Source organism: Rhizobium centroccidentale (assembly GCF_030182565.1).
In the GTDB taxonomy this organism is placed as follows: domain Bacteria; phylum Pseudomonadota; class Alphaproteobacteria; order Rhizobiales; family Rhizobiaceae; genus Rhizobium.
Genome location: NZ_JAQJCG010000003.1, coordinates 16,454 through 38,099, shown reverse-complemented (window position 1 = coordinate 38,099; position 21,646 = coordinate 16,454). Strand labels below are relative to the sequence as shown.

Here is a 21,646-nt window from a genome sequence, read left to right as displayed (position 1 = left end):
GTGACAGGCTTAAGCGGCGGTCATCTGCGCTTCGTGCGAGACGACCATGTTGCGGATCGAGTCATAGACCAAGCTGCCGATATCGGAGCGAGCGAGCGCGAAGGCGACGTTCGCTTCGATGAAGCCGTGCTTGGACCCGCAGTCGAACGTACGTCCATTATAGACCTGGGCATGGAAGGATTGCGTCTCGGAAAGGCGCAGCATGCCGTCGGTCAGCTGGATCTCATTGCCGGCGCCGCGTTCCTGACGGGCCAGAATGTCGAAAATCTCGGGCTGCAGAATATAACGGCCATTGAGGTAAAAGTTTGAAGGCGCCTCGGACGGATGCGGCTTCTCGACCATTTTGGTTACGGCAAAGCCATGGCGCACGGACTCGCCCTTGCCGATGATGCCGTATTTCGAGGTTTCTTCCGGAGCGCATTCCTCGACGGCGACGATGTTGCCGCCGGTCTCATTATAGAGGTCCATCAAGCCGGCCATGCAGCCGCGAATGCCGTAGCAGAGCATGTCAGGCAAAAGCAGTGCGAAAGGCTCGTTGCCAATGAGGTCGCGGGCACACCAGACGGCGTGGCCGAGGCCGAGCGGAGCCTGTTGGCGGGTGAAGCTGACAGCGCCCGGCCGCGGCAGGAGGCGTTCCAGCTCGCTGACCTGGTGGCTCTTGCCTGCCCTTTGCAGCGAAGAAATCAGCTCCGGCGTGTCGTCGAAATGATCTTCGATCGCCGACTTATTGCGGCTGGTGACGAAGACGATGTGCTCGATGCCGGCTTCGATGGCTTCATCGACGGCATATTGCACGACGGGACGATCGACGATCGTCAGCATCTCCTTTGGCATCGCCTTGGTGGCGGGCAGGAAGCGCGTTCCATTGCCGGCAACCGGGATGACTGCTTTTCTCACACGACGTTTGGGGTCCATGGCTCTATCCTTTGTTAGAGTGAGGGCCTGCGCCCATATTGGGCAGAGGGGAGGAAAGTTGGGAGGTAGGCGACGGCTGGCGACCGCTCCGCAGAGATGCGGCCAACCGACGAAAACGCGCAAAGATCGGCATGCTGAGATGGCGCACCGCCCGCGGGTTGAGGCATGCGATCTTGAGCATCGCCTGCAATTCACGTTCCTTGATGCTGTCGACCAACTTCAGGAATGCGATGACGTCCTTCAGATTGCGCGTGCGTCGCCGCTGCGCGGCAAGGGCAGCAGCCCCGAAGGGATGTTCGGCGAAGAATCTGGTGTCTGCGGCAAGCATGGCTTCGACATGGTCTTGCCTGAGAACACGTGAGATCGACCCATAGCGAATGTAATACAAGTAGCCTACGGTCGGCTCGACGGCGCAGAGGCCGCCACGAGCAAGCGCGGAAGCGAGGAAAATGTAATCCTCGCCAATCCGCAGGGTCTCATCGAAGCGCAGGCGATGCTTTTCGACGAAAGCTCGCTCGAAGACCGGCTTCATATAGCCGAAATTGTGCTCCGACTGGAAAATCATGTTGGAGGCGATGAACTTTGCCAGCGTCAGCGTCGGCATGCGTGCCAGCATCGGCTCCGGGAACATCGGCAATATCGTACCCGCGTCCTCGCGGATGACGTCGAGATTGTCGACCGCGATCTGTGCCCCGGCTTTTTCCGCTCTGGCGATCAGGCGGGCCATGCGGTCCGGACGCAGGGCATCATCGGAATCGAGCACGGCAACCCAGCGGCCCCGGGCAGCATCCAGCCCGGCATTGCGGGCAGCGCCCGGACCGCCGTTGCGGGCCATGGCAACGAGGCGTACCCGTGGATCGGGATGATTGCCGGCGATCTCGCGCGTGCCGTCCGTCGAGCAATCGTCGACGACGATCACTTCCATGCTGACGGCACCTTGGGCCAGCGCGCTGTCGATGGCGCGCTCGAGCGTTTCCTCGGCATTATAGGCAGCGATGACGAAGCTGACATCGGGGATGAAATCCGTCATTGAGGTGCCTTCTCCAGATTTCCGTATTGTTCTATTTCGCGAACTCCGAAGAGACCGCTGACGACGCCGGCATGCATGATGCCGCGCAGGCCATAGCGATGCCGCTTGATGGGCGATGCCGAAAGCAAAGCCGCGACAACGAAGCAATAGGCGGATTTCGTGCCCGCAAGCGCGATTGCTCGCCAGCGCCCAAAACCGCTCGCGGCCTCCAGCAGCATGCGTCCATGCGTCTGGCCCATGCGATACCGGCGCTTCGACAGCCAGGAAACGGTGGCGCGATTGTTGGGAACGGGTTCGTAGACCAGCGCATCCTCGGCATAAGCAATCCGGCCGCCCGCCTTGTGCATATGGATGAAAAACTCGGTATCTTCGCCGCCGCTGCGGCCGAGTGCGATATTGAAACGCCGGCCGGCAAGCGAAGGCGCACCGCGGCGCAGCAACACATTGCAGGTGTAGCCGGTCAGGATTTCTCCCGCGACCCAGACAGGTAAGGTCGAATGGAAATCGCCGCGCTGCATCCATGCCGGAGCGACATTCGCGTAGACCGCCTGCACGGGACCAAGAACGGCGTCGGCGCCCGTCGTGTCGGCCATGATGAGCATTTCCGTCAGCCAGTCCTCCGAGGCAGTCTCGTCGTCATCGATGAAGGCGAGGAAATCGCCGCTTGCATGATCGAGGCAGGCATTGCGCGCGATCGAGATGTTCGATGCCGGGCAATGGACGTAGACAATCTCGAAGGGCACGGCCGAACGCATGGCGTCGACGCGGCCCCGCGCGCTTGGCGTCACATCATTGTCGGCGACGATGATCCGGATGACCGCACCTGTGGGGACGTTGAGCACGGCAAGCGACAGCAGTGTCTGATCGAGCTCCGCCCGCCGATAGGTGCAGACCGCTATGTCGATCTTAATGGGGCGCCGATGGACTTGTGTCATGACGCGACCCTGCGATTGCGGAAGCTGAAAACTTCCATCCAGAAGCCCATGGACCAGGCGAAATGCATGACCATGGCGGAAATTGCAGCCAGAGGACCGTAGGGGTTCTTCTGGCCGAGAGCGATCCAGAAACCGTAGGCGATGCAAGCGACAGCCCACAGACCAACTGGGATGACCGCAATCCAGTTGAGGACCGCCAGGAAGGCACCGATGAAAATCGGCACGACCGCAAGCGGCAGCATCTGGCGCATGCTCGGCATGCTGCGGTGCTTGAGAATATTGCGCGCGCGGCCGCGGCCATAACCGAGATATTGCTTGAAGAGCGTCGGAACGCTGGCGCGCGGATAGTAGGTCATGGCGGTCTTGTCGGTCAACCAGATCCGATAGCCCGCCTTGTTCAGCCGATAATCCAGCTCGGCATCCTCGTTGTGGCTGAAGGTTTCGTCGTAACCGCCGACGGCACGGAAGGCGGCAACGCGCATCAGCGCATGATGTCCATGCTCCGCCCAATGGCCCTTGGCCCCTTCGCGATGTTTGGAGCCGCCATTGCCGAGCTTGGAGTTCTGAGCGACGGCTGTCGCCTTCTGGAAGGCGCTGAAACCCATGGTGCGCATGGCAACGACGACGGAATCCGCGCCCGTCGCACCGGCCTCTTGCACCAGCGTCTGGCAATAATCGTCCGGATAATCGCCATGGGCGTCGATACGGATGAAATATTCATGATCGTCACCGAAAGTCTCGATGGCGAGATTGATCGCCGCACTCTGCAGCCGCTTCGGATTGTCGAGCAGGAGAACGCGCGGATCTCTCTCGGCTATATACCGCACGATCTCGCGCGTGCGATCTGTGCTGCCGCCATCAGCCACCACGATCTTCGCATCGAGTTCGTCGAGAGCCCGCCCGAGCTTGTCGATCAGCGGCTCGATATGCTTTTCCTCATTGAGGCAAGGAATAACGATTACGCAACGCATATCCCCTGAACTTCCAGTCGTCATTGCAATCCACCTCTATTGCGATGCAGTTGTGGGAGGGCCTGTATCTCGGTCATCTGCTCGTTGGCGCGCGTCAACGATGCCAGCCGCTGCACCAGCAACTGACAGTCGGCGCGATCCACCATCCATTGTTTATGATCCTGGGACGCCACAGCCTCGAAAGCGGCGAGATAGCGCTTCACGTCCATTTCACCCAAAAGCGCCGCCAGATGGTCGGCATCGGCTCTGTCAAGCGTTAGCCCGATCTTTCGGCTGGCAAGAAATCTTGCCGTCTCCGTCTCCTTGATCGCGATCGGCACGGCGCCGTAAAGACCACCTTCGTAAAGGCGGTTCGGCAGCAGCCAGCTGGAATTCAGTCCCTCTTCGAAAAAGTCGATCGCCCAGGAAAACTGGACTTCGCCGTAGATCGCCGAGAGATCCTCAGGGTTCTTGTAGGCGCCGCCAAAATGCATGAAGGGTGCATCGCGGACGGTGCGATCGAAGTCCTCGAACTCGGAATAGGCCGGTCTGCCGCGCAGGACAATCTCGAAACGGCCCTCCATCCGGCGCGAGAATTGATCGAGCAAGGCCAAGGACTTGCGGCAGCGAAGGGCGCCGAACCAGCCAATCTTCCAGGGCTTGCCCGCAGCCGGCGGTCTTGCGGCCGATGTGATGGCGCGCGCCGCAGGCTCAAGCGCCAGCACCTTGTTTTCGAGCAGCATGACCGGCACATGCAGCCCGGAGCGCGGGCGGAAATAACGTTCGATGAAGGCTGGCGAACTGGTCACCAGCAACGCCGCCTGCGAACCGAAGTGACGCTCAGCACTGCGAAGGGCGCTACCCACGACATCGTCGCGCAGCAGCAGTCGATGAATATCGAGGCATTCATAAACGATCGGCATATCACCGCCGAAGACGGACTTGGCGCGATTGGCCAACGCCAGCATTTCGAGATTGCGGCCGATGATGAGATCCGGCCTTGCGACCGAGCGCAGCGCACCACGCAGCTTCGCCGCCGATCTGGCCACCGCCGCGATACGCTGCGCAAACTGGGCATCCTGCGTCTTGCCGAGCTCGATCGGCGCGACGCCGTTAATGGCAGCCAACGCATTGTCATCGCGCCGGAACCCCGCGAGCGTTACGAGTGCCCCACCGGCCTGCAGCATCAGCACCCGCCTGCGCACAGCCGGATCGGCAAGATCATGGACGAAATACAGTATATGCAGCATCAAAATTTCCGCTTTTGCGCCCGGTCTGGACCGCGCGCCTTGTGTGGTTGGTGTTGCATGGCGGCATTGCAACCGGCCGCGCGAGATGCCACGCGGCTGGCCATGTTCAATCGAGCTTGCAGGTGATCGATTCCGGGAACAGGCACTTCTCTCCCGCCGCAGTGAAGGCGACGCGCTTAATCTCCATGGTTGCCGGCTCGCCGCTATAGGCGAACTTGCCCATCCAGCCGCTGAGCGTATCGGTGCCCCACAGGCTGAAGAAGATCTTCTGCGCGTTCGTCGGTATCTTCGAAGGATCGGTGACTTCCTGAACGAGCTTGCCGTTCACGTAGTAGCGCAGACGATCCTTTTCCCAGACGAAGGCATAATCGTTGAAGTCCTGGTCGGCACCGCCTGCAACCGGCACCAGCTTTTCGTTGCCGCCCTTGGCGGAAATATATTGGTTGACCTGGACTTGGCCGGGATTCTTGCCGAGCACTTCGAAATCGATCTCGTCGTGCGGCTTCTTGTCGGTCGGACCGATATAGGTGAAGAAGGCAGAGTTGAGACCGGGCCCCTTGGCTGTGCGATAACGCGCTTCGTAGGTGCCGTAGCCGTAACGTTTCATCGTCTGGATTTCGCCGCAAGCATAATTGCGATCACCGGTCTTGGACTGGGTGAACTGCAGTTGCAGCGTCCCATCCTTGACGCTCACCTGTTTCCGCGACCAGGTGCAATTCTGATACGCCCCATTGTTCCAGCCATCGGAAATATACCAGCGGCTGGTATCCAGACGTTCGAAATTGTCGACGAATGACTGGCCGGTCGCCTGATCATCCTGGGCGGACACAGCCTGTGACAGGAAGCACGCGCTCATGAGAGCGATTGAGACAAGACCAAGTCTTTGCATGTAACTTCTTTTCGATGTCGTCATGGCATCACCTTTGCTTCGAACGCACTTGCCGATCTTCGGCGGCGCGGTTCTGGACAGCACGGGTTTCGGCTTGCGGGCGTACTCGGCTGCCCGTCAGCAGGTTGTGGAAGTTTGGCAGGGCGTAACGCGCCATACCATTGGTCAAGGGCAACAGCAGCAAGGTAAGCGCGGCTGCCAAAAGATAGAAAATCGGATAGAGTTCGCTTCCGCCGCGGTTCCAAAGAACCCAGAGACAGAAAAGCAGCGGATAATGGGCGCAAAAGATCCAGAAGCTGAGGCTGCCGGTTCCTGCCAGACCCCGCCCGATGCGGCTACGGATGAAGATTGCCGATACTGCCCAGAACCCGGGAATACCCACCAACACCATCAGATTGCGACAAACTTCAAGCCACAACGGCAATCCAGGCCCTGTCATGTAGGCAGCCGTTGCCAGAAGCGCTGCAAGCGCGATGAAGGCAGGCGCGATCAGGGCGGCATAGCGATCTATGAGCGTCACGTCGATACGATGGAGGCTCAGGTAGATTCCGAAGCTGAAGCTGAAGAGGATGGAGTTCCGCAACACTATCCCGATAGATATGGGCCATGCCGCCAGCAAAAGCAGAAAGACCAATGTCGGTAACGGAGCACGACGAATAAGAAAAGCCAGAACCGGCGACAGCAAAATGCAAACAAAAAGATCGCGGAGAAAATAGAGCGGGAGATTTATCGGTTCGCCATCGATAGCCAGAAGGAGATTTGATATTACATGCGGATTAGCTTCCGACAGATCGGGAAGATATCCATCACCGATACCGTAATACTGAAGAAGAAGTACGAATAGGAAGAACGCGCTATTCCACAGCAGGAATGGCAGAATAACTGTCTTTGTCTTCCGGCTAATGGTCTCTGTATAGCTCTGCGGTGCCTTTCCATTCCGAAACAGCAAGTATCCTGAGATCACGCTCAGGCAGGGGACACCGACACGGAACAAGCTGTCACGAAGGAACACTCGCAGCCAATCGAAAAAGCCATAGGCGCCGTTGAACGGGCTGCTATGCGGATCGAACGGTATATGGACAAAGATTATGCCCGAGATGAGCACGATGCGCATGAGGTTTATCCGCGAAGACACGTTGGCAGTCACATTCACGATGTCTGTCACCCTTTCTTCGTGCTGCATCCCCCCTAGCAGCCATTTCAAACAGAGCAGAGCAGAGCTTGCAGGGGTTAACCTAGGGCGCTCTTTGGAAAGGGAATATGGCACCGCAGCAAAAATGAGTAGAAAATCATATGCGGATCAGTGCTGAAAATGTCCGTTTGCATGCCTTTAAGCATGGAATAATCGATTTTAATTGGGCAAAAGCTCTGCTGCGAAAGGCACTTAGACTCTCGCCGGATTTTTCGATGCCGGTTTCCGACGAAGGGTTCGACCCGCCTTGTTTTTTTACTGGAAGGTGAAGAATTTTTGCAGTGCAGCAGAGTTTGGTGGGCGAACCATGACCAAAATGCGACAGCACTTCAATCCTTATAAGAAAAGCGGCTTACGTCGCTCCCCTTATGGATGCATCAACGTACGATCATGGCGCGCAATGTGTCACAACGATCCCTCGCGGGATGGTCTGCATCCTGTCACGCTCGGATAAAGTTTCAGAAAATCTCGTTTCTCAACATTGCTCGACACCGATTGGACGCTACCTGTTGGCGTCACAACGACCTCCGTGATGGGCCAATCGGCCGGAAAATTGCCGCGGATGCCGTTGAAAAGCCAATGATCATGCCCTCGGGGATGAGACCGCAAGCCCCTGAATCAAAACCGTAAAGGCGGAAAAATGGCGTCTATCACAATTGTTATTCCGTTCTATCAGAAGCAAACCGGCGTTCTGCTGCGCGCGTTGAGGTCAATATCCCGGCAGACATTTCAGGATTTCGATATCCTCATCATCGACGATGCATCGCCGCTTCCGGCGGAAGACGAACTGCAGTCGCTGAGCAATGAAGAAAGAAAGCGCATCCGTGTGATCCGTCAGACCAACGCGGGTCCCGGCGGCGCGCGCAATACCGGCCTCAACAGCGTGCCCGCCGAGAGCCGGTTCGTGGCTTTCCTGGATTCCGATGACGAATGGGCACCGGAGCATCTCAGCAACGCCTTCGGAACGCTGACCCATTACAACGCCGATTGCTACTGGGACTCCATCGATGGCGGCAAGGAGTTCTATTATCATTTCAGCATCGCCGAACTCGGAAAGTCGGCCGATACGATACGATTGTCGGACAGGCCCGCCGTCGTCGAAATTCCGAACATTGCCAGTGTCATGCTTCAGGATTGGAGCTTTTTGCACATGTCCTGCATGGTGATCGGACGGCCGGTCTTCGAAAAGATTCGTTTTGAGCCGTCATTGCGGCTGGCGGCAGAGGATGTCTTGTTCTTCTGCGACTGCATTCTCGCAGCCAAGCGGGTATTGCTGTGTGAAAATGCCGGTGCACTGCGTGGCGAAGGCGTAAACATCTTTCACAGCATCGATAACGATTCCCCGCAATTTCTGCGTCAGCAATTCAACACATGGACGGCGCTCAACACACTGGAGCAGAGATTTTCTCGGCGGCCGCAGGATGTCGAGTCCATCCGTCTCTATAAAAACCGCGCCCGGCGGCAGGCGCTCTGGAGCCAGGCGCGGCAGATGCGGCAGCGGCGTCTGCCGCAATTTGGACTGCTGGCAAAATGGGCCTTGCGCGACCCGGCGATTTTACAAAGCGTCATGCAGCTTGCCGTCGGCAAGCTCGCGCCCTAGATTTTGCAGCGCAGCATGAGCTGCGCATGCCGCATCGAAGAGCCACGGCATGCCCCGCTATCGTTTGGATCAGCAAGGAGTCCTGTATGAAGCCGTTCCACTGGGAATCCACCCATGGCAATTTCGGTGACGATCTCAATCTCTGGCTCTGGGATTTCCTACTTCCCGGCCTTCGCGATGCTCACCAGGAAACATTGCTGGTCGGCGTCGGAACCGTCCTCAACACGGAGATCCTGCCCGACGAGGGACGCAAACTCGTCATCGGCAGCGGCTTCGGTTATGGCTCCCTTCCAGACATGCGCGACACGTCGCAATGGGATATCCGCAGCGTACGCGGCCCGCTGACAGCGGAAAAGGCTGGCTTGCCTGCCACCATGGGCATTGTCGATCCCGCCGTCCTGGTAACGGAAATGCCCGAATTCCAGAACATTTCCAAAAACGGCAAGCGCACCTTCATTCCGCACTGGGAGTCGGCCGCCGCTGGCCTCTGGCCCGAAATCTGCAAGACCGTCGGCCTTTCCTATCTCGACCCCCGCGGCGAGGCGAAGGCTGTGATCCGCGAGATTGCCGCCTCGGAACTGATCGTGGCGGAATCCATGCACGGCGCCATCCTTGCCGATGCCTTCCGCGTTCCATGGATTGCAGTCAGCTCCTCGCGCTCCATCAACAGCTTCAAATGGAACGACTGGGCTCGCTCGCTCGGCGTCACCTACCAGCCCAAGCACATCCCCGTTTCGACCCGCGCCGAGGCGATCGCCAAGGGTGCGAAGTTCTGGGGTGTCGGCTTCGAGCGCAGCACGCAGGCAGCAGCCGAGCTCGGAAAGCAGCGCTACGGGGAAAATGTAATGCTTGCCGATCCCGAGCAGACCACGCTGCGCATCATGGCAAAGCAGGCACTTGCCATGCCTTCCGCCCTGGCTCTGTGGCAGGCAAGCAAGGCAAGGCCGCAACTGAGCAAGGATAGCGCGCTTGCTGCCTGCAAGGAGCGCCTCCTCGATGCGGTCGAAGGCGTTCGCCGCGATTATCTGTAAGCTGCGATACCGCTATTTCGGAGCGGCCTGCAGAAGATAGCGCAGGCCGTTTGCACCGGCATGGGCGATGGGCGCTCCGCTCCGCTTGCGGAAGCGCTCGGTCTTGTCGGCCAGAATGCCGCCGGCAATCGCCGGGACGGCGAAGGGATGCGAAAGCGCATGGATCGCGGCAGACAGGAGCCCCGATTGTGACTTGATGTCGAGGAAATGCCTGAGCTCGTAGCGATCGCGGATATGCTGCTCGTGACGGCGGATCACCGCCGCGTCTTCTGAAGAAAGCCCGCCCTTGGCAAGAATGGTCCGGTCAGCCTCATAGAGGCGGCGCAAATCCTCTGTCCTGTGCCGTCCACTCAGGGAATCGCTGCGCACGACCGCGCCGTAACCGCAGCTATGGATGATCTTGTAACGTGCGCGCCTGGCAAGAGCACGGGCGTAAAGGTCATAGTCCTCGCCGAGGCGCAGCGCCTCATTATAGCGCAGGCCATGCGCATCCAGAAAGGAGCGCCGCATCAAGGGCTTCAGGAAGCCGATCTCGCCGCGGCGCACGCCGCGCTTGGAAATATTGCCCTCAACGAAAGCAGCAAGATCGAGAAAACGCGGCTTCGCATCGAAATGATCGAGCCGCGCATGGGCGTCAGGAACGGTGTCGGCACTGACGAAGGCGATGTTGTCTGCGACGAAATCCCAATCGTCAGCGGCAAGCAGCGCAGCAAAACGCCCCGGAAAGAAGAAATCGTCGGCATCGAGAATGCCGATCAACGGGGCCTTGGATATGTCGATCGCGTGATTTCGTGCTGCGGCCGGCCCGCGGTTCTTTTCGAATTCCTGGATCGTCAGCCTGCCGCTGCCGTCATCGGCCTGGGCCGCGGCAGAGGCGGTCCCATCCGTCGAGCCGTCGTCAATGACGACGACTTCCGCCACTTCAGGCTCGCGAAGGGCTGAGGCAACAGCCAGCCCGATGGTGTCGCTGGCATTCTTTGCGGCAATGATTACGCAGACACTTTTTTCTGCACTGTCGGTCACGTCAGCCTCCAATGGTTCAGGCGGAGACTTAGGACATGGCTACGATCCGACAACCGCCGGATCATCAAAAGATCTAATCGTCCAGCCGGTTCAGGGGTTGAACGGCTCCGACCGCTTTAAACTGGAGGCGGACAGACCGGCGACCTTGGTGTCCTCCTGGCCCGAGGCCGGCACCTTGTCTTCGCTCGACAGGGCCGCGTGCGCCCTGCGCTCCTTCCAGACAAGGTAGAGCACGCCCAGGAAATAGCCGATCTGCAGAAGGACGGCACAGATGACCGTTTCGATCAGGGTGGTCGAAAGCGAGTTCGTCAGGAAATATGTTGCGATGGCAAATACGAGCAGCGTGCCGAGCATGCTGATGAAAACGCGGGGCGCATACATAATCTTACCCCGCCCGCTCGACCATCAAATGAAAAATGATCAAGGTCTTTCCTCCCTTATCAGACCTAAGTCTTAAATATATTTTATGATTCATTGAGATTCAACCAAGTTACGGAGATCCGTTGCGATTTGAGACGACCGTAACCCCCAGCCTGTTAAAACTACACGTCGATTATAATTACAATTGAATTTGTTCATCTTTCTCTTCGCAATTATATGGATGCATAATGAAATAATGCAACTTTTGCGAAGCGTGAGATCAGCCACGCCTCCATGGTTTCATCATCAATTCAATCAACTTTTATTACAAAGTTCTGAAAAATCCGATCTCAGTATGTGCACCGCAAAATATTGCTGCAGCGCAATATATCCTATGAAGAAATCAGAATGCCATATAGCTGAGGGGAAACCGAACACAGGCTATCGAAGCCAATGATAATGAACAACTTAACGTTCGATGCCTATAACATCCTTAGAAATCGTCGACTGTGACGTGGCAGAGCTATCAACCGTGCCATTATACGCAACATGATACAGTACAACCCCTCTATAATTGATCACTGATTTAAACGAAGTCACCACTGGTGCGGTAAATATATACCGCCATGTCATATTGCTACAAAAGTTTGGCTTAAAAAGTCCAAATCGGAACCTACACTCCGATCATCCCGGCTCTAATTACGCGTCCGAGAATTTCCGACCAATCGTCAACATGAATGGAGTTTTCTCTATGAAGTCTGCGACGAGATCGGCCACATCGGCTTTTTTCAGCGCCGCGGAAAGCGACGTCTTTCCGCCCACTGGTGGAGTAATGAAGCGTGTTTTCGACGTCTCTACCGCTATGCTCGCTTTGATTCTCATCAGCCCGCTCTTTCTGCTGCTGATGCTGTTGGTGAAACTTACAGACCGCGGCCCCGCTTTCTACGGTCATCGCCGTATCGGCCATAACGGCAAGACCTTCCGTTGCCTGAAGTTCCGCACCATGGTCGTCGATGGCGACAAGGTGCTGCATGCGCATCTGCAGGCCAATCCGAGAGCAATGGAAGAGTGGCGCGCAACGCGCAAACTGCAGAACGACCCCCGCGTCACCACCGTCGGGGCCGTCCTGCGCAAACTCAGCCTCGACGAGCTGCCGCAGCTCATCAACATCATTCGCGGCGAAATGAGCGTCGTCGGACCACGCCCGGTCGTGGAAGACGAGCTCGAACGCTACGAGACCGCGGCAATCTATTATTTGCAGTCCCGTCCGGGCCTGACCGGTCTGTGGCAGGTCAGCGGCCGCAACGACGTCTCCTATGAAAGCCGTGTCGCCTTCGACACGCATTATGTGAAGAACTGGTCGCTTAGCAGCGACATGGTGATCATCGCCAAAACCATTCCTGCAGTCTGCCTCTCGCGCGGCAGCTATTGATGATGACTGGCAGATACCGCGGGAGGTTTCCTGCGGTTTTCCCGCGTCTTGCGGGCTGCCTACCAATAACAGGGAAGATCCTGCATGATTGAATTTCGGCCTTCCAAGAGGCTTGTACGTGTCAATACATCGCTGTGCTGTGCAACTATCGTTGCTCTCAGCCTTTGCGTAGCTTCCGTCTCGGCTTCGGCCGAAAACCTTCCCGGATATCATCTGGGCGTCATGGACAAGCTGCATGTGCGCGTCGCCGAATGGCAGACCGCCGAAGGCACCGTTCGTGACTGGTCCACCATTTCGGGCGATTACACCGTAGGGCCATCCGGTTCGATCTCGGTTCCTTTCATTGGGGACATGCCCGCAGTCGGCAAGACCACGGATCAGATCGCCGACGCCATCGGCCTCGGGCTGCAGAAGCAGTTCGGCCTGCGTGACCGTCCATCGGCTTCAGTGGAGATGTCGCAGTTCCGGCCAATCTACCTTTCAGGAGAAGTGCAGAACCCGGGTGAATATCCGTTCGCACCCAACCTGACGGTGCTGAAAGCCGTAAGCCTTGGCGGCGGCATGCGCCGTGCCGATGCCGGACAACGCTTTGCACGCGATTTCATCAATGCCAAGGGCGAAGCCGTCGTCTATATGGCGGAGCGCAGTCGCCTGTTGATGCGCAAGGCGCGCCTGGTGGCCGAATTGGCTGGCAAGGATGATATCGATGTGCCGACAGAGCTCAGGCAGTTGCCGCAAACGGCAAATCTGCTCGCGAGCGAGAAGGCGCTGATGGATACGCGCGCCAAGCGTATGACGACGCAGCTGAAATCCCTGGAAGATCTGAAGGCGCTCCTGCAGAACGAAGTCGAGGCGCTTTCGAAGAAGAACGACACGCAGAGCCGTCAGCTTGATTTGGCCAAGGCCGACCGCGACAAGGTCGAAAGCCTGACGGAGCGCGGGCTGGAGCTTGCCTCCCGCAGGATCTCTGCTGAACAACGCGCCTCCGACCTGGAAGCGACGCTTCTCGATACGGAAACCGCGTCCCTGAAAGCCAAACAGGATATCAACAAGGCCAATCAGGACGAGATCACTCTGCACAACGACTGGCAGAGCTCGTTGGCCCAGGACATGCAGGATACGGACACGCAGCTGGAAACGCTGCAGCTCAAGCTGTCGACCAGCCAATCGCTCATGCAGGAAGCCGTGGCCCAATCCGCCGACGCCAGCAACCTCGATCCAAGCGGACCGGGCGTGAGCATCTCCTACACCATCATTCGTGACGAAAACGGCCAGTCGAAGGAAATCCAGGCGCAGGAAAACACGCAGGTATTGCCGGGCGACCTGATCAAAGTCACTACCGGCCTTGCCATCCGATAGGAAAGTCGATGCGGATAGCCAAATCGATCTTTGTGCGTCCAGGCAGCAACGCCACCTACGGAGCGGTGGCGATTGCTCTCTCCTTCTTCGTGTTTGCCTATTCCTCCCGTTTCGGCCAACCCTCCATTTTGCTCTATTATGCCCTCTGGTTTCCGCTCGTCATGATGGACTACCGGAACGTGCTTGGCAGTTATAACAGGCAGCTCTGGCTTTTCGCGTTCGGCGTTTTCACCTGCCTGTCGATCTTCTGGTCGGTCGTCCCCTCCGCGACGGCGCGCGCGGCGATCCAGTACATGACCCATATCTTCTGCGCCCTAGTCGCCATGCGCACGCTCGACATCCGCACGCTGACACGCGGCGCGATCGCGGGCACCGCCATCGTGCTCATCTATTCGATATTGTTCGGCTATTACGCTTATGATCCGATCGACGGAAGCTACAGCTTCGTCGGCGCCTTCGATTCCAAGAACCAGCTCGGCTTTTATGCCTCGCTCGGCATCTACTTCGCCTTCGCGGCCGTCTTCGTCCTTGGCGAACGTCGAATCTGGATGCTGGGTGCAGGATTTGCCGGCCTGCTGTCCGCCTATTGCCTCCATGCTTCGGCATCGGCAACATCGGTGCTGACGACAGGATTGGTCGTAGCATTATGCATAAGCCTGCGTGTCATCCTGTATCTGTCGCCCAAGCAGCGCAAAAGGCTGTTTGTGACAGCGGCCGTCTCCGGCGTCATCCTAGCGGTTGCCGGCGTCTATCTCGGTGCGGTCGATCTTGTTCTCGGTGCCTTTGGTAAGGATTCCACGCTCACCGGGCGTACCTATCTTTGGCAGCAGGGCATCGCGGCCGCACAGCAGAACCCTTTCTTCGGCGTCGGCTATCAAGCTTACTGGGTCCAGGGTTTCTCCGAGCCCGAGCGACTGTGGGATGAGTTTTTTATCGCCTCCCGCGCCGGCTTCCATTTCCATAATACCTATATCGAAACTACGGTCGAAACCGGACTCATCGGCGTCTTCCTGCTCGCCTCGATCCTGCTGACGGCTTTCATCGGCCATATCAGCCGCTTTCTGAGCGACATCAGAAACGATGAATCCTACATCCTTCTGGGTGTCGCGACCCTCTTGCTGATCCGCTCCTTCGTCGAGATCGATATTCTCAATCCGTACCATGTCGGATCCTTCCTGTTTTACTTCACAGCAGGAAAGCTTTCCATGCGAGCGCGCATGCCGGCCAACACGCCATCGCGAACGGACGAGCAGATACCATTCGCGCCGCCCGTCAACTGGGAGCCGCGAACGGGCCAATGAAGACACTCTACGGCATCCAATATCTCCGTGCCTTTGCCGCGCTCGCCGTAGTGTTGTTTCACGCAGCCGAGCGCAGCGGCGGCCATTTCCGCATCGGCGCCGCGGGCGTCGACGTCTTCTTCGTCATCAGCGGCTTCATCATGTGGACCATGAGCGAGCGGCGGCCGGTGACGCCGCTGCGTTTTGCGCTCGACCGGCTGCAGCGCATCGCGCCGTCCTACTGGATCGTGACCGCCATCATGATCGCCGGCGCCACCATTGGCCTGTTTCCGAACATGAAGCTGACGGCAAGCCATATTCTCGGCTCCCTGCTGTTTATTCCAGTCCGCTCGCCAAGCACGAGCGGTGGCGAGATCTGGCCGGTTCTGGTGCAGGGATGGACGTTGAATTTTGAGATGTTCTTCTACGTCATCTTCGCGGCCTGCCTGTTTCTGCCTCAACGGCTGCGGCTTGCCAGCATGACGGCGATCTTCCTCGCCTTCGTCCTTGCCGGCGGCATCATCGACCCACAGTCGCCGTTGCTCTTGACCTATACGCGGCCGATCATCCTGGAATTCGTCGCGGGCGCAATCCTCGGACGCCTCTGGCTATCTGGACATGTGCCGGGGGCAGGCCTCGGCCTTGCCCTGATCGTCGTCGCATTGTCGGGCTTTGCCGCGATCCAGATTTTGAGCCTGGATTTCAATGAGGTGACCTGCGGACCGCTCGCTGCTGCCCTCGTGCTCGGCATAGTGGCGGTGGAGCGCAGCGGCAAATTGCCCTCCATTCCGCTCCTTACCTATCTCGGCAACGCCTCCTATTCGATCTACCTCTGGCACACATTGGCCATTTCGGTCGTCGTCAAGCTGATGGCGCGGATGCAGATACCCTCCGACGCCATTACCTTCGTCGGCGTCATCAGCGGCACCATTCTCGGCATCTGCGCCTACGAAGCCGTCGAAAAGCCGCTGCGCAATCTGCTGAGAAACCTGAGCTGGCAGAGATCGCGCCCCTCGCCGGCCTAAGAGGCCCCTTTGGCCGTCCGGTAGACGTCTCCTAAAGGATATTTCGTCCGTTCCGGCGTAGCTTGTGCGGCAGACTGATGCCTGCTTCTGTCTACAAGCGTCCAAGCCGGAGCCTGCCCGGATACGCCTGGTGCCCACCGCGCTCCAAAGGGACCCGTGAACTCTTTCCCTGACAACAAGCAATGGCAACAATCGAACGGGATAGCGTCCCGCTCGATTGTCGCTCCATGCCTTGCTCCGTTCCTGCTCTAGGCCCGGCGGCGACGCAACTGGTCGAAATAGACGATGACGATGATCAGGATGCCGGTGATGATGCGCTGCCAGAAAGAGTTGAGGTTCAGCAGATTGGCGCCATTGTTGATGGTCGCCAGGATGAAGGCGCCGATCAGCGGGCCATAGACGGTGCCGACCGCGCCGAAAAGGCTGGTCCCGCCGATAACCGACGAGGCGATGGCCTGCAGCTCCCAGCCATCCGCTTGTGTCGCGTTGCCGATGGCGATGCGCGATGCAAGCAGAACGCCGACGAAGGCAGCGCAGGTTCCCGACAGGATATAGGCGAGATAGATCATCCAGTTGACGTTGACGCCGGACAAGCGCGCAGCCTCACGGTTTGAGCCGACGGCGAAGAGATAGCGCCCCCAACGGCTCAAATGCAGGAAGATCACGGCCGGGATCGCCACCAGGATCACCATCCAAAACAGGCTCGGTATCCCCAAGAAATCCGAGACGGCGAAATTGGTAAAATCATCATTGACGATGTTGATAGTCGAACCGTTGGTAATCAGCAGGCCGATGCCGCGAAGCGATGTCAGTGTCGCGAGCGTAATGATGAAGGGTGGCAGACCCATGCGCACGATGCCGAAACCATGGAACGCCCCGATCAGGACCCCGAACAGCAAGGTGATCAGGATGGCCGCCCAGACTGGAAACCCGGCCTGCAGCAGCCAGGCGATGATAACAGTGCAGAAGCCGACGATCGCGCCGACGGAAAGATCGATGCCCGCTGTGATGATAACGAAGGTTTGCCCAAGCGCAAGAATGGCCGTCATCGAGCCCTGACGCATCAGATTGGTGATGTTGAGCGGCGTCCAGAACTTGTCGGTCCAGAATCCGAGCGCGACCCACAGCGCCAGCAACAGCAGGATCAGCGTCAAGCTGAAGAGGATGTTCATCTTGCGCCGCGGCGCAACGGTCGGGCCTTCTGTCGTATTCGCGGCCATTTTTGTTCTCCCTCTTTAGACTTGTTTGTTGTTCAGACGCCGATCGCTTCGCCAAGGACTTCCTCATGCGTTGCCGCATGGAAATCATGGCTGGCGACCAGCTGGCCGTGGCGGAAGACGTGCAGACGATCCGCGAGCTCGTAAACCTCGGGCAGATAGGACGAAATGACGATGATGCCGGCGCCGGCGCGCAGGAGCTTGGCAAATAGCCGATAGATCTCCGCCTTCGTGCCGACATCGACCCCGACAGTCGGCTCGTCGAAGATGAAGAGCTTGGCGCCGTGGCTCAGCCATTTGCCGATGACCACTTTCTGCTGATTGCCGCCGGACATCGCGGAAACCAGAACCCGCCGGCTCGGTGTCTTGATGCTGAGATCGCGGATTTGCTTGTCGGCATTGGCCGCTTCGCTCTTGTTATTGATGATCGGACCGCTGCTCAGCCGCCGGAATACGGGCAGATTGATGTTGAGCCCGATCGGCAGGTTGAGGCAGAGTCCCTGATCGCGCCGGCTCTCCGGCGCCAGCGCAATACCGAGCTCCATCGCATCACGCTCGTTGCGGATGTCGACCTTGCGCCCCTGCCAGTAAATCTCTCCGGCTGAAAGCGGCTGGCGGCCGTAGAGACCCAGCGCAAATTCGCTGCGGCCGGCGCCGATCAGCCCGTAAAGACCGACAATCTCGCCGGCACGGACGCTGAGCGAGATATTCTCGAAGCCAGGGCCGGAAAGACCGCGAGCCTCGAGGATAGTATCGCCGATCGGAATCTCCTCCTTGTGGTAGATCTGCTCGATGGAACGATTGATCATCAGCTTGATCAGCTCGTCCTCGTTGGTTTCGGCGATCGTGCGGGTGCCGACATGCGTGCCGTCGCGCAAGACCGAGACGCGATCGGCCAGTTCGAACACCTCTTCCATACGATGGCTGATATAGACGATCGTCACGCCTTCGCCCTGCAGACGGCGGATCAGCTTGAACAGCTGCGCCGATTCCTGACGGGTGAGATAGGCGGTCGGCTCGTCGAAAATCAGGAATTGCGTACCGCGCATCGCCGCTCTTGCCGTTGCCACGAGCTGCTGCTGGCCGATGGTGAGCGAGCTTAGGAGTTCGCCCGCCGGCAGTCCGAAGCCGAGATCGTCGAGCACGGTCTGGGCCATCGCCACCATCTGTTTCTTGCGCATCAGGCCGAAACGATTGACTTCATCGCCAAGGAAGAGATTGGCAGCGACCGTTAGATGTGGGCAGAGCACCACTTCCTGATGCACCGCGTTGATGCCGCGGGCGATCGCCTCATTCGGCGTTGCAAGCGCCACGGGATGCCCGCACCAGAAAATTTCGCCCGCCGTCCTGGTGATAACACCGGTCAGGAGCTTGATGAGGGTCGACTTGCCCGCACCATTTTCGCCGACGATCGCATGAATTTCTCCGGCCAGAAACGTGACGGTCGCCGGCTTCAGCGCCTCGACGAAGCCATAGCGCTTCTGCAAGCCCTTGAGTTCCAGGATGGGCGAGCCTGGCGGAATGCGGTTTGCTTCCGTCTTGACGGTATCGTCGTGCCTATGGCTGATTTCTTCAAGGCTCGTCATGAGGTCTCCTCCTCTCGCATCGCCGCACGACCGCCTCGGAGAAGCGGCCAGACGAAAAGGCCGCGCCCGATTCGCGCGGGCGCGGCCTCAAGCCTTACTTGACCTTCGGGTTCAACAACGCATCGATCTTCGGGTCGCTCATGTTCGCCTTGGTGACGAGGTTGGCGCCGGTGTCGACATTGGCCTCGACCTTTTCCTTCTTGGAAGCGGCGAGCGCCGTCTTGATGCCGTCATAACCCATGCGGTAGGGGTCCTGCACCACGAGGCCGGCAAGAACGCCCGACTTCAGGAAGCCGACGGTCTTGTCGTCATTGTCGAAGCCGATGACCTTGATCTTGTCGCCGAGCTTGTTTTCGGCGATTGCCTGGCCCACACCCTGAGCCATGATCAGGTTGGAGGCGAAGACGCCGACCAGCTTCGGATTGGCCGTGATCAGGTCGGTCATGATGTTGAGACCGGTGGTCGCCTGGCCGTCGGCATATTTATCGGCAACGACCTTCAGGCCCGGATACTTGTTCTTGACCTCTTCCAGGAAGCCCTGACGACGCTGGTCGAGAGAACCGACGCCCGGCAGGCTGGTGATGATGGCGATCTCACCCTCTTCCTTGCCGGTCATGCCCTTGATTGCGGCCGCAAGACCGTCTGCAGCGATACGGCCGCCCTGGACGTTGTCGGTCGTCAGGAACGAGACGAAGGACTTGGAATCGGCAGCAGAGTCGATGCCGACGACTGGCACGGACTTGGCGGCTTCATCCACGGGCTTGCCGAGCGCCTTGAACTCCGTCGGCGAAATGACGACAGCGGCCGGCTTGCCGGCAACGGCGTTTTCGAGAATGCTGATCTGGCCGTTGATATCGGATTCCGACTGTGCGCCGAGTTCCGGCACCTTCACGCCGAGATCCTTGCCTGCCTGGCGAGCGCCGGCAAGAACGATCTGCCAGTAGAAGGATGTCGTATCCTTGACGATAATCGGGATGGTCACGTCGGCCGCGAAGGACTGCACGGGCATCGCCATCGCTATGACGGCAGCGCCGGCAAGGCCGGTAAAGCTGCGGCGGGACAGAAGTGACTTGGCAATTTTCATCTGCTTCTCCTCTCAACGCGCTCTGTTCTCCTGCACACCCGCCGCTGAACGCTTACGGCTGGTATCGCAACGCCTTGCGGCATCACGCATCGCGCGGCGGAAAGGCCACCGACGCCAAAACAGGCTTTCCTCCTCTTCGAAGCCGTCTCTTCCGACGGCTCGATAGCTCCCAATCTGCTAGACTCTGACCGCCTCGTCTCCCAACGGAGGCGCGACCACAGTCAAATCTTCGAACTCCGCATAGAGACTGTCGGGAAGCCGAGGCTCCACGAGCTGCATGTTACGGACAAGGCTTTCCGGCTTCGCCGTACCGATCAGCACCGAAGCCACGCAAGGACTGCGCAACGGGAACTGAAGCGCCGGCTGGGCAAGCGGCAGGCCATGCCTGCGGGCGATCTCCTCCATCGCCCCGACCTTGGCCAGAATATCCGGTGTCGCCGGCAGATAGTCGAAATGCGCGCCGGGCACGGGGCCAGTCGCCAGAATACCGGAATTGAAGACGCCGCCCACTATCAGCGATGTTCCCTTTTTCTCGCAAAGCGGCAGCAGCTCGGCTACCGCCGAACGGTCCAGCAAAGTATAGCGGCCTGCAAGCAGAATGCAGTCGATATTGGCCGCGTTCATCACATCCAGGCAGACCGGCACTTCGTTGACGCCGAGACCATAGGCTTTGATCGCTCCTGACGACTTCAGCTCCTCCAAAGCCTTCAACCCCGATCCGAGGAACTGCCCAAGGTAATGCTCGTTCAGGGCCTTGCCGTGCGTATAGCCGCCAATATCGTGGACATAGAGAATATCGATGCGATTGAGCCCGAGACGGGCATAGCTGAACTCGACCGAGCGCATAATGCCATCATAGGAGTAGTCATAATCGGCATCGAAAGGCAGAGGGTCGACATAGCCGTAATTCGGCACCTTGTCGGTCGGCACCGGGCGCATGAGACGACCGACCTTGGTCGACAGTACATAGCTGTCCTCGGGCTGATCACGCAGGAAATCGCCGACGCGGCGTTCGCCGAGGCCAAAGCCATACCAGGGCGCAGCGTCGAAATAACGGATACCGCTGTCCCAGGCCGCCTGAAGGGTCGCCATTGCCTGGTCGCGCGGACAGGCACGATAGAGTCCACCCAGCGCCGCAGCGCCGAAGCTGATCTCCGTGACCTTAAGGTCCGTCCTGCCGATTGTTCTTGTCTGCATCACCTCTCCCTTGTGATGGCTGTCACGCAATTTCCGATGAGCGCTTTTGGCACTCTTGGATCCATGTCGGAGTGTCCCAAGCGGGCCGCTCCCATTCCTCCTTCGTCATTGGTGGCGGTCAGCTCCCGATAGTCCATCCACCAATTGATTTTGTTTTTTATCTACAATAAACATTTTGGTGTCAACGAGCAAATCGCCTGACGCCTTGGAGGAAGGTGGCCAGCGCGCTTCGTCAACACTCCTGCAATTGACTGCCATTCGATCATGGTTCAGACAGCGCCGCCGGTAAAG

At 58.5% G+C, this 21,646-nt stretch carries 19 protein-coding genes; 6 read left to right on the top strand and 13 right to left on the bottom strand.

Annotation, left to right across the window (positions count from 1 at the left end):
• Positions 1-9: 9 nt before the first annotated feature.
• The 7 genes from galU to PH562_RS04055 form a co-directional block, all read right to left on the bottom strand.
• Positions 10-915, bottom strand: coding sequence for a UTP--glucose-1-phosphate uridylyltransferase GalU (galU, locus tag PH562_RS04085; RefSeq protein WP_285171622.1), 906 nt, complete (start codon positions 913-915; stop codon positions 10-12).
• Positions 916-919: 4 nt separating this feature from the next.
• On the bottom strand, positions 920-1,945 hold the full coding sequence (locus PH562_RS04080) for a glycosyltransferase family 2 protein (RefSeq protein ID WP_285171620.1): 1,026 nt from the start codon (positions 1,943-1,945) through the stop codon (positions 920-922).
• Positions 1,942-2,880, bottom strand: a complete 939-nt coding sequence (locus tag PH562_RS04075) for a glycosyltransferase family 2 protein (protein WP_113232809.1) — start codon at positions 2,878-2,880, stop codon at positions 1,942-1,944. Before PH562_RS04075 ends, PH562_RS04080 begins: the two co-directional genes overlap by 4 nt.
• Complete coding sequence (locus tag PH562_RS04070) at positions 2,877-3,851, bottom strand: glycosyltransferase family 2 protein (RefSeq protein ID WP_285171613.1); 975 nt, start codon at positions 3,849-3,851, stop codon at positions 2,877-2,879. The genes PH562_RS04075 and PH562_RS04070 overlap by 4 nt, the downstream gene beginning before the upstream one ends.
• A gap of 20 nt (positions 3,852-3,871) precedes the next feature.
• Positions 3,872-5,080: a glycosyl transferase family 1 gene (locus tag PH562_RS04065; protein ID WP_285171611.1), complete on the bottom strand. Its 1,209-nt coding sequence runs from the start codon at positions 5,078-5,080 to the stop codon at positions 3,872-3,874.
• Positions 5,081-5,186: 106 nt separating this feature from the next.
• Entirely contained in the window at positions 5,187-5,993 is an 807-nt protein-coding gene (gene exoK, locus PH562_RS04060) for an endo-1,3-1,4-beta-glycanase ExoK (RefSeq protein WP_285171609.1), read from the bottom strand.
• A 4-nt stretch (positions 5,994-5,997) separates the two neighbouring features.
• A complete protein-coding gene (locus tag PH562_RS04055; RefSeq protein WP_244575358.1) occupies positions 5,998-7,083 on the bottom strand; it encodes an acyltransferase family protein in 1,086 nt (361 codons plus the stop codon).
• 718 nt (positions 7,084-7,801) lie between these two features.
• Between PH562_RS04055 and PH562_RS04050 the strand changes: the two genes are divergently transcribed.
• Together PH562_RS04050 and PH562_RS04045 are read left to right on the top strand one after the other, a co-directional pair.
• The gene (locus PH562_RS04050; protein WP_113232805.1) at positions 7,802-8,761 is read left to right on the top strand and encodes a glycosyltransferase family 2 protein; all 960 of its coding nucleotides are present in this window, start codon (positions 7,802-7,804) and stop codon (positions 8,759-8,761) included.
• An 86-nt stretch (positions 8,762-8,847) separates the two neighbouring features.
• Positions 8,848-9,792, top strand: a complete 945-nt coding sequence (locus PH562_RS04045; RefSeq protein WP_285171602.1) for a polysaccharide pyruvyl transferase family protein — start codon at positions 8,848-8,850, stop codon at positions 9,790-9,792.
• Between the two features lie 12 nt (positions 9,793-9,804).
• On the opposite strand, the gene PH562_RS04040 is transcribed toward PH562_RS04045, so the two are convergent.
• Together PH562_RS04040 and PH562_RS04035 are read right to left on the bottom strand one after the other, a co-directional pair.
• A complete protein-coding gene (locus tag PH562_RS04040; protein ID WP_113407429.1) occupies positions 9,805-10,815 on the bottom strand; it encodes a glycosyltransferase family 2 protein in 1,011 nt (336 codons plus the stop codon).
• Between the two features lie 90 nt (positions 10,816-10,905).
• Complete coding sequence (locus PH562_RS04035; protein WP_285171599.1) at positions 10,906-11,196, bottom strand: exopolysaccharide production repressor protein; 291 nt, start codon at positions 11,194-11,196, stop codon at positions 10,906-10,908.
• 730 nt (positions 11,197-11,926) lie between these two features.
• Here PH562_RS04035 and PH562_RS04030 point away from each other — a divergent pair.
• The 4 genes from PH562_RS04030 to PH562_RS04015 all read left to right on the top strand — a co-directional run bounded on the left by PH562_RS04030 (position 11,927) and on the right by PH562_RS04015 (position 16,271).
• Positions 11,927-12,607 (top strand): sugar transferase, encoded by a 681-nt coding sequence (locus PH562_RS04030; protein WP_113232802.1) that lies wholly within the window; start codon positions 11,927-11,929, stop codon positions 12,605-12,607.
• An 84-nt stretch (positions 12,608-12,691) separates the two neighbouring features.
• Positions 12,692-13,966, top strand: coding sequence for a polysaccharide biosynthesis/export family protein (locus tag PH562_RS04025; protein ID WP_113232801.1), 1,275 nt, complete (start codon positions 12,692-12,694; stop codon positions 13,964-13,966).
• An 8-nt stretch (positions 13,967-13,974) separates the two neighbouring features.
• On the top strand, positions 13,975-15,267 hold the full coding sequence (locus PH562_RS04020; RefSeq protein WP_113232800.1) for an O-antigen ligase family protein: 1,293 nt from the start codon (positions 13,975-13,977) through the stop codon (positions 15,265-15,267).
• Entirely contained in the window at positions 15,264-16,271 is a 1,008-nt protein-coding gene (locus PH562_RS04015) for an acyltransferase family protein (RefSeq protein ID WP_285171592.1), read from the top strand. Before PH562_RS04020 ends, PH562_RS04015 begins: the two co-directional genes overlap by 4 nt.
• A gap of 248 nt (positions 16,272-16,519) precedes the next feature.
• Here PH562_RS04015 and PH562_RS04010 read toward each other — a convergent pair whose 3' ends face one another.
• From PH562_RS04010 to PH562_RS03995, 4 genes are all read right to left on the bottom strand, one after another.
• Positions 16,520-17,491, bottom strand: coding sequence for an ABC transporter permease (locus PH562_RS04010; protein ID WP_285171590.1), 972 nt, complete (start codon positions 17,489-17,491; stop codon positions 16,520-16,522).
• A 32-nt stretch (positions 17,492-17,523) separates the two neighbouring features.
• Positions 17,524-19,074, bottom strand: a complete 1,551-nt coding sequence (locus PH562_RS04005) for a sugar ABC transporter ATP-binding protein (protein WP_285171588.1) — start codon at positions 19,072-19,074, stop codon at positions 17,524-17,526.
• A 94-nt stretch (positions 19,075-19,168) separates the two neighbouring features.
• Positions 19,169-20,158, bottom strand: coding sequence for an ABC transporter substrate-binding protein (locus PH562_RS04000; protein WP_113228352.1), 990 nt, complete (start codon positions 20,156-20,158; stop codon positions 19,169-19,171).
• A 177-nt stretch (positions 20,159-20,335) separates the two neighbouring features.
• Entirely contained in the window at positions 20,336-21,355 is a 1,020-nt protein-coding gene (locus tag PH562_RS03995; protein WP_285171585.1) for an aldo/keto reductase, read from the bottom strand.
• Between the last annotated feature and the right edge of the window lie 291 nt (positions 21,356-21,646).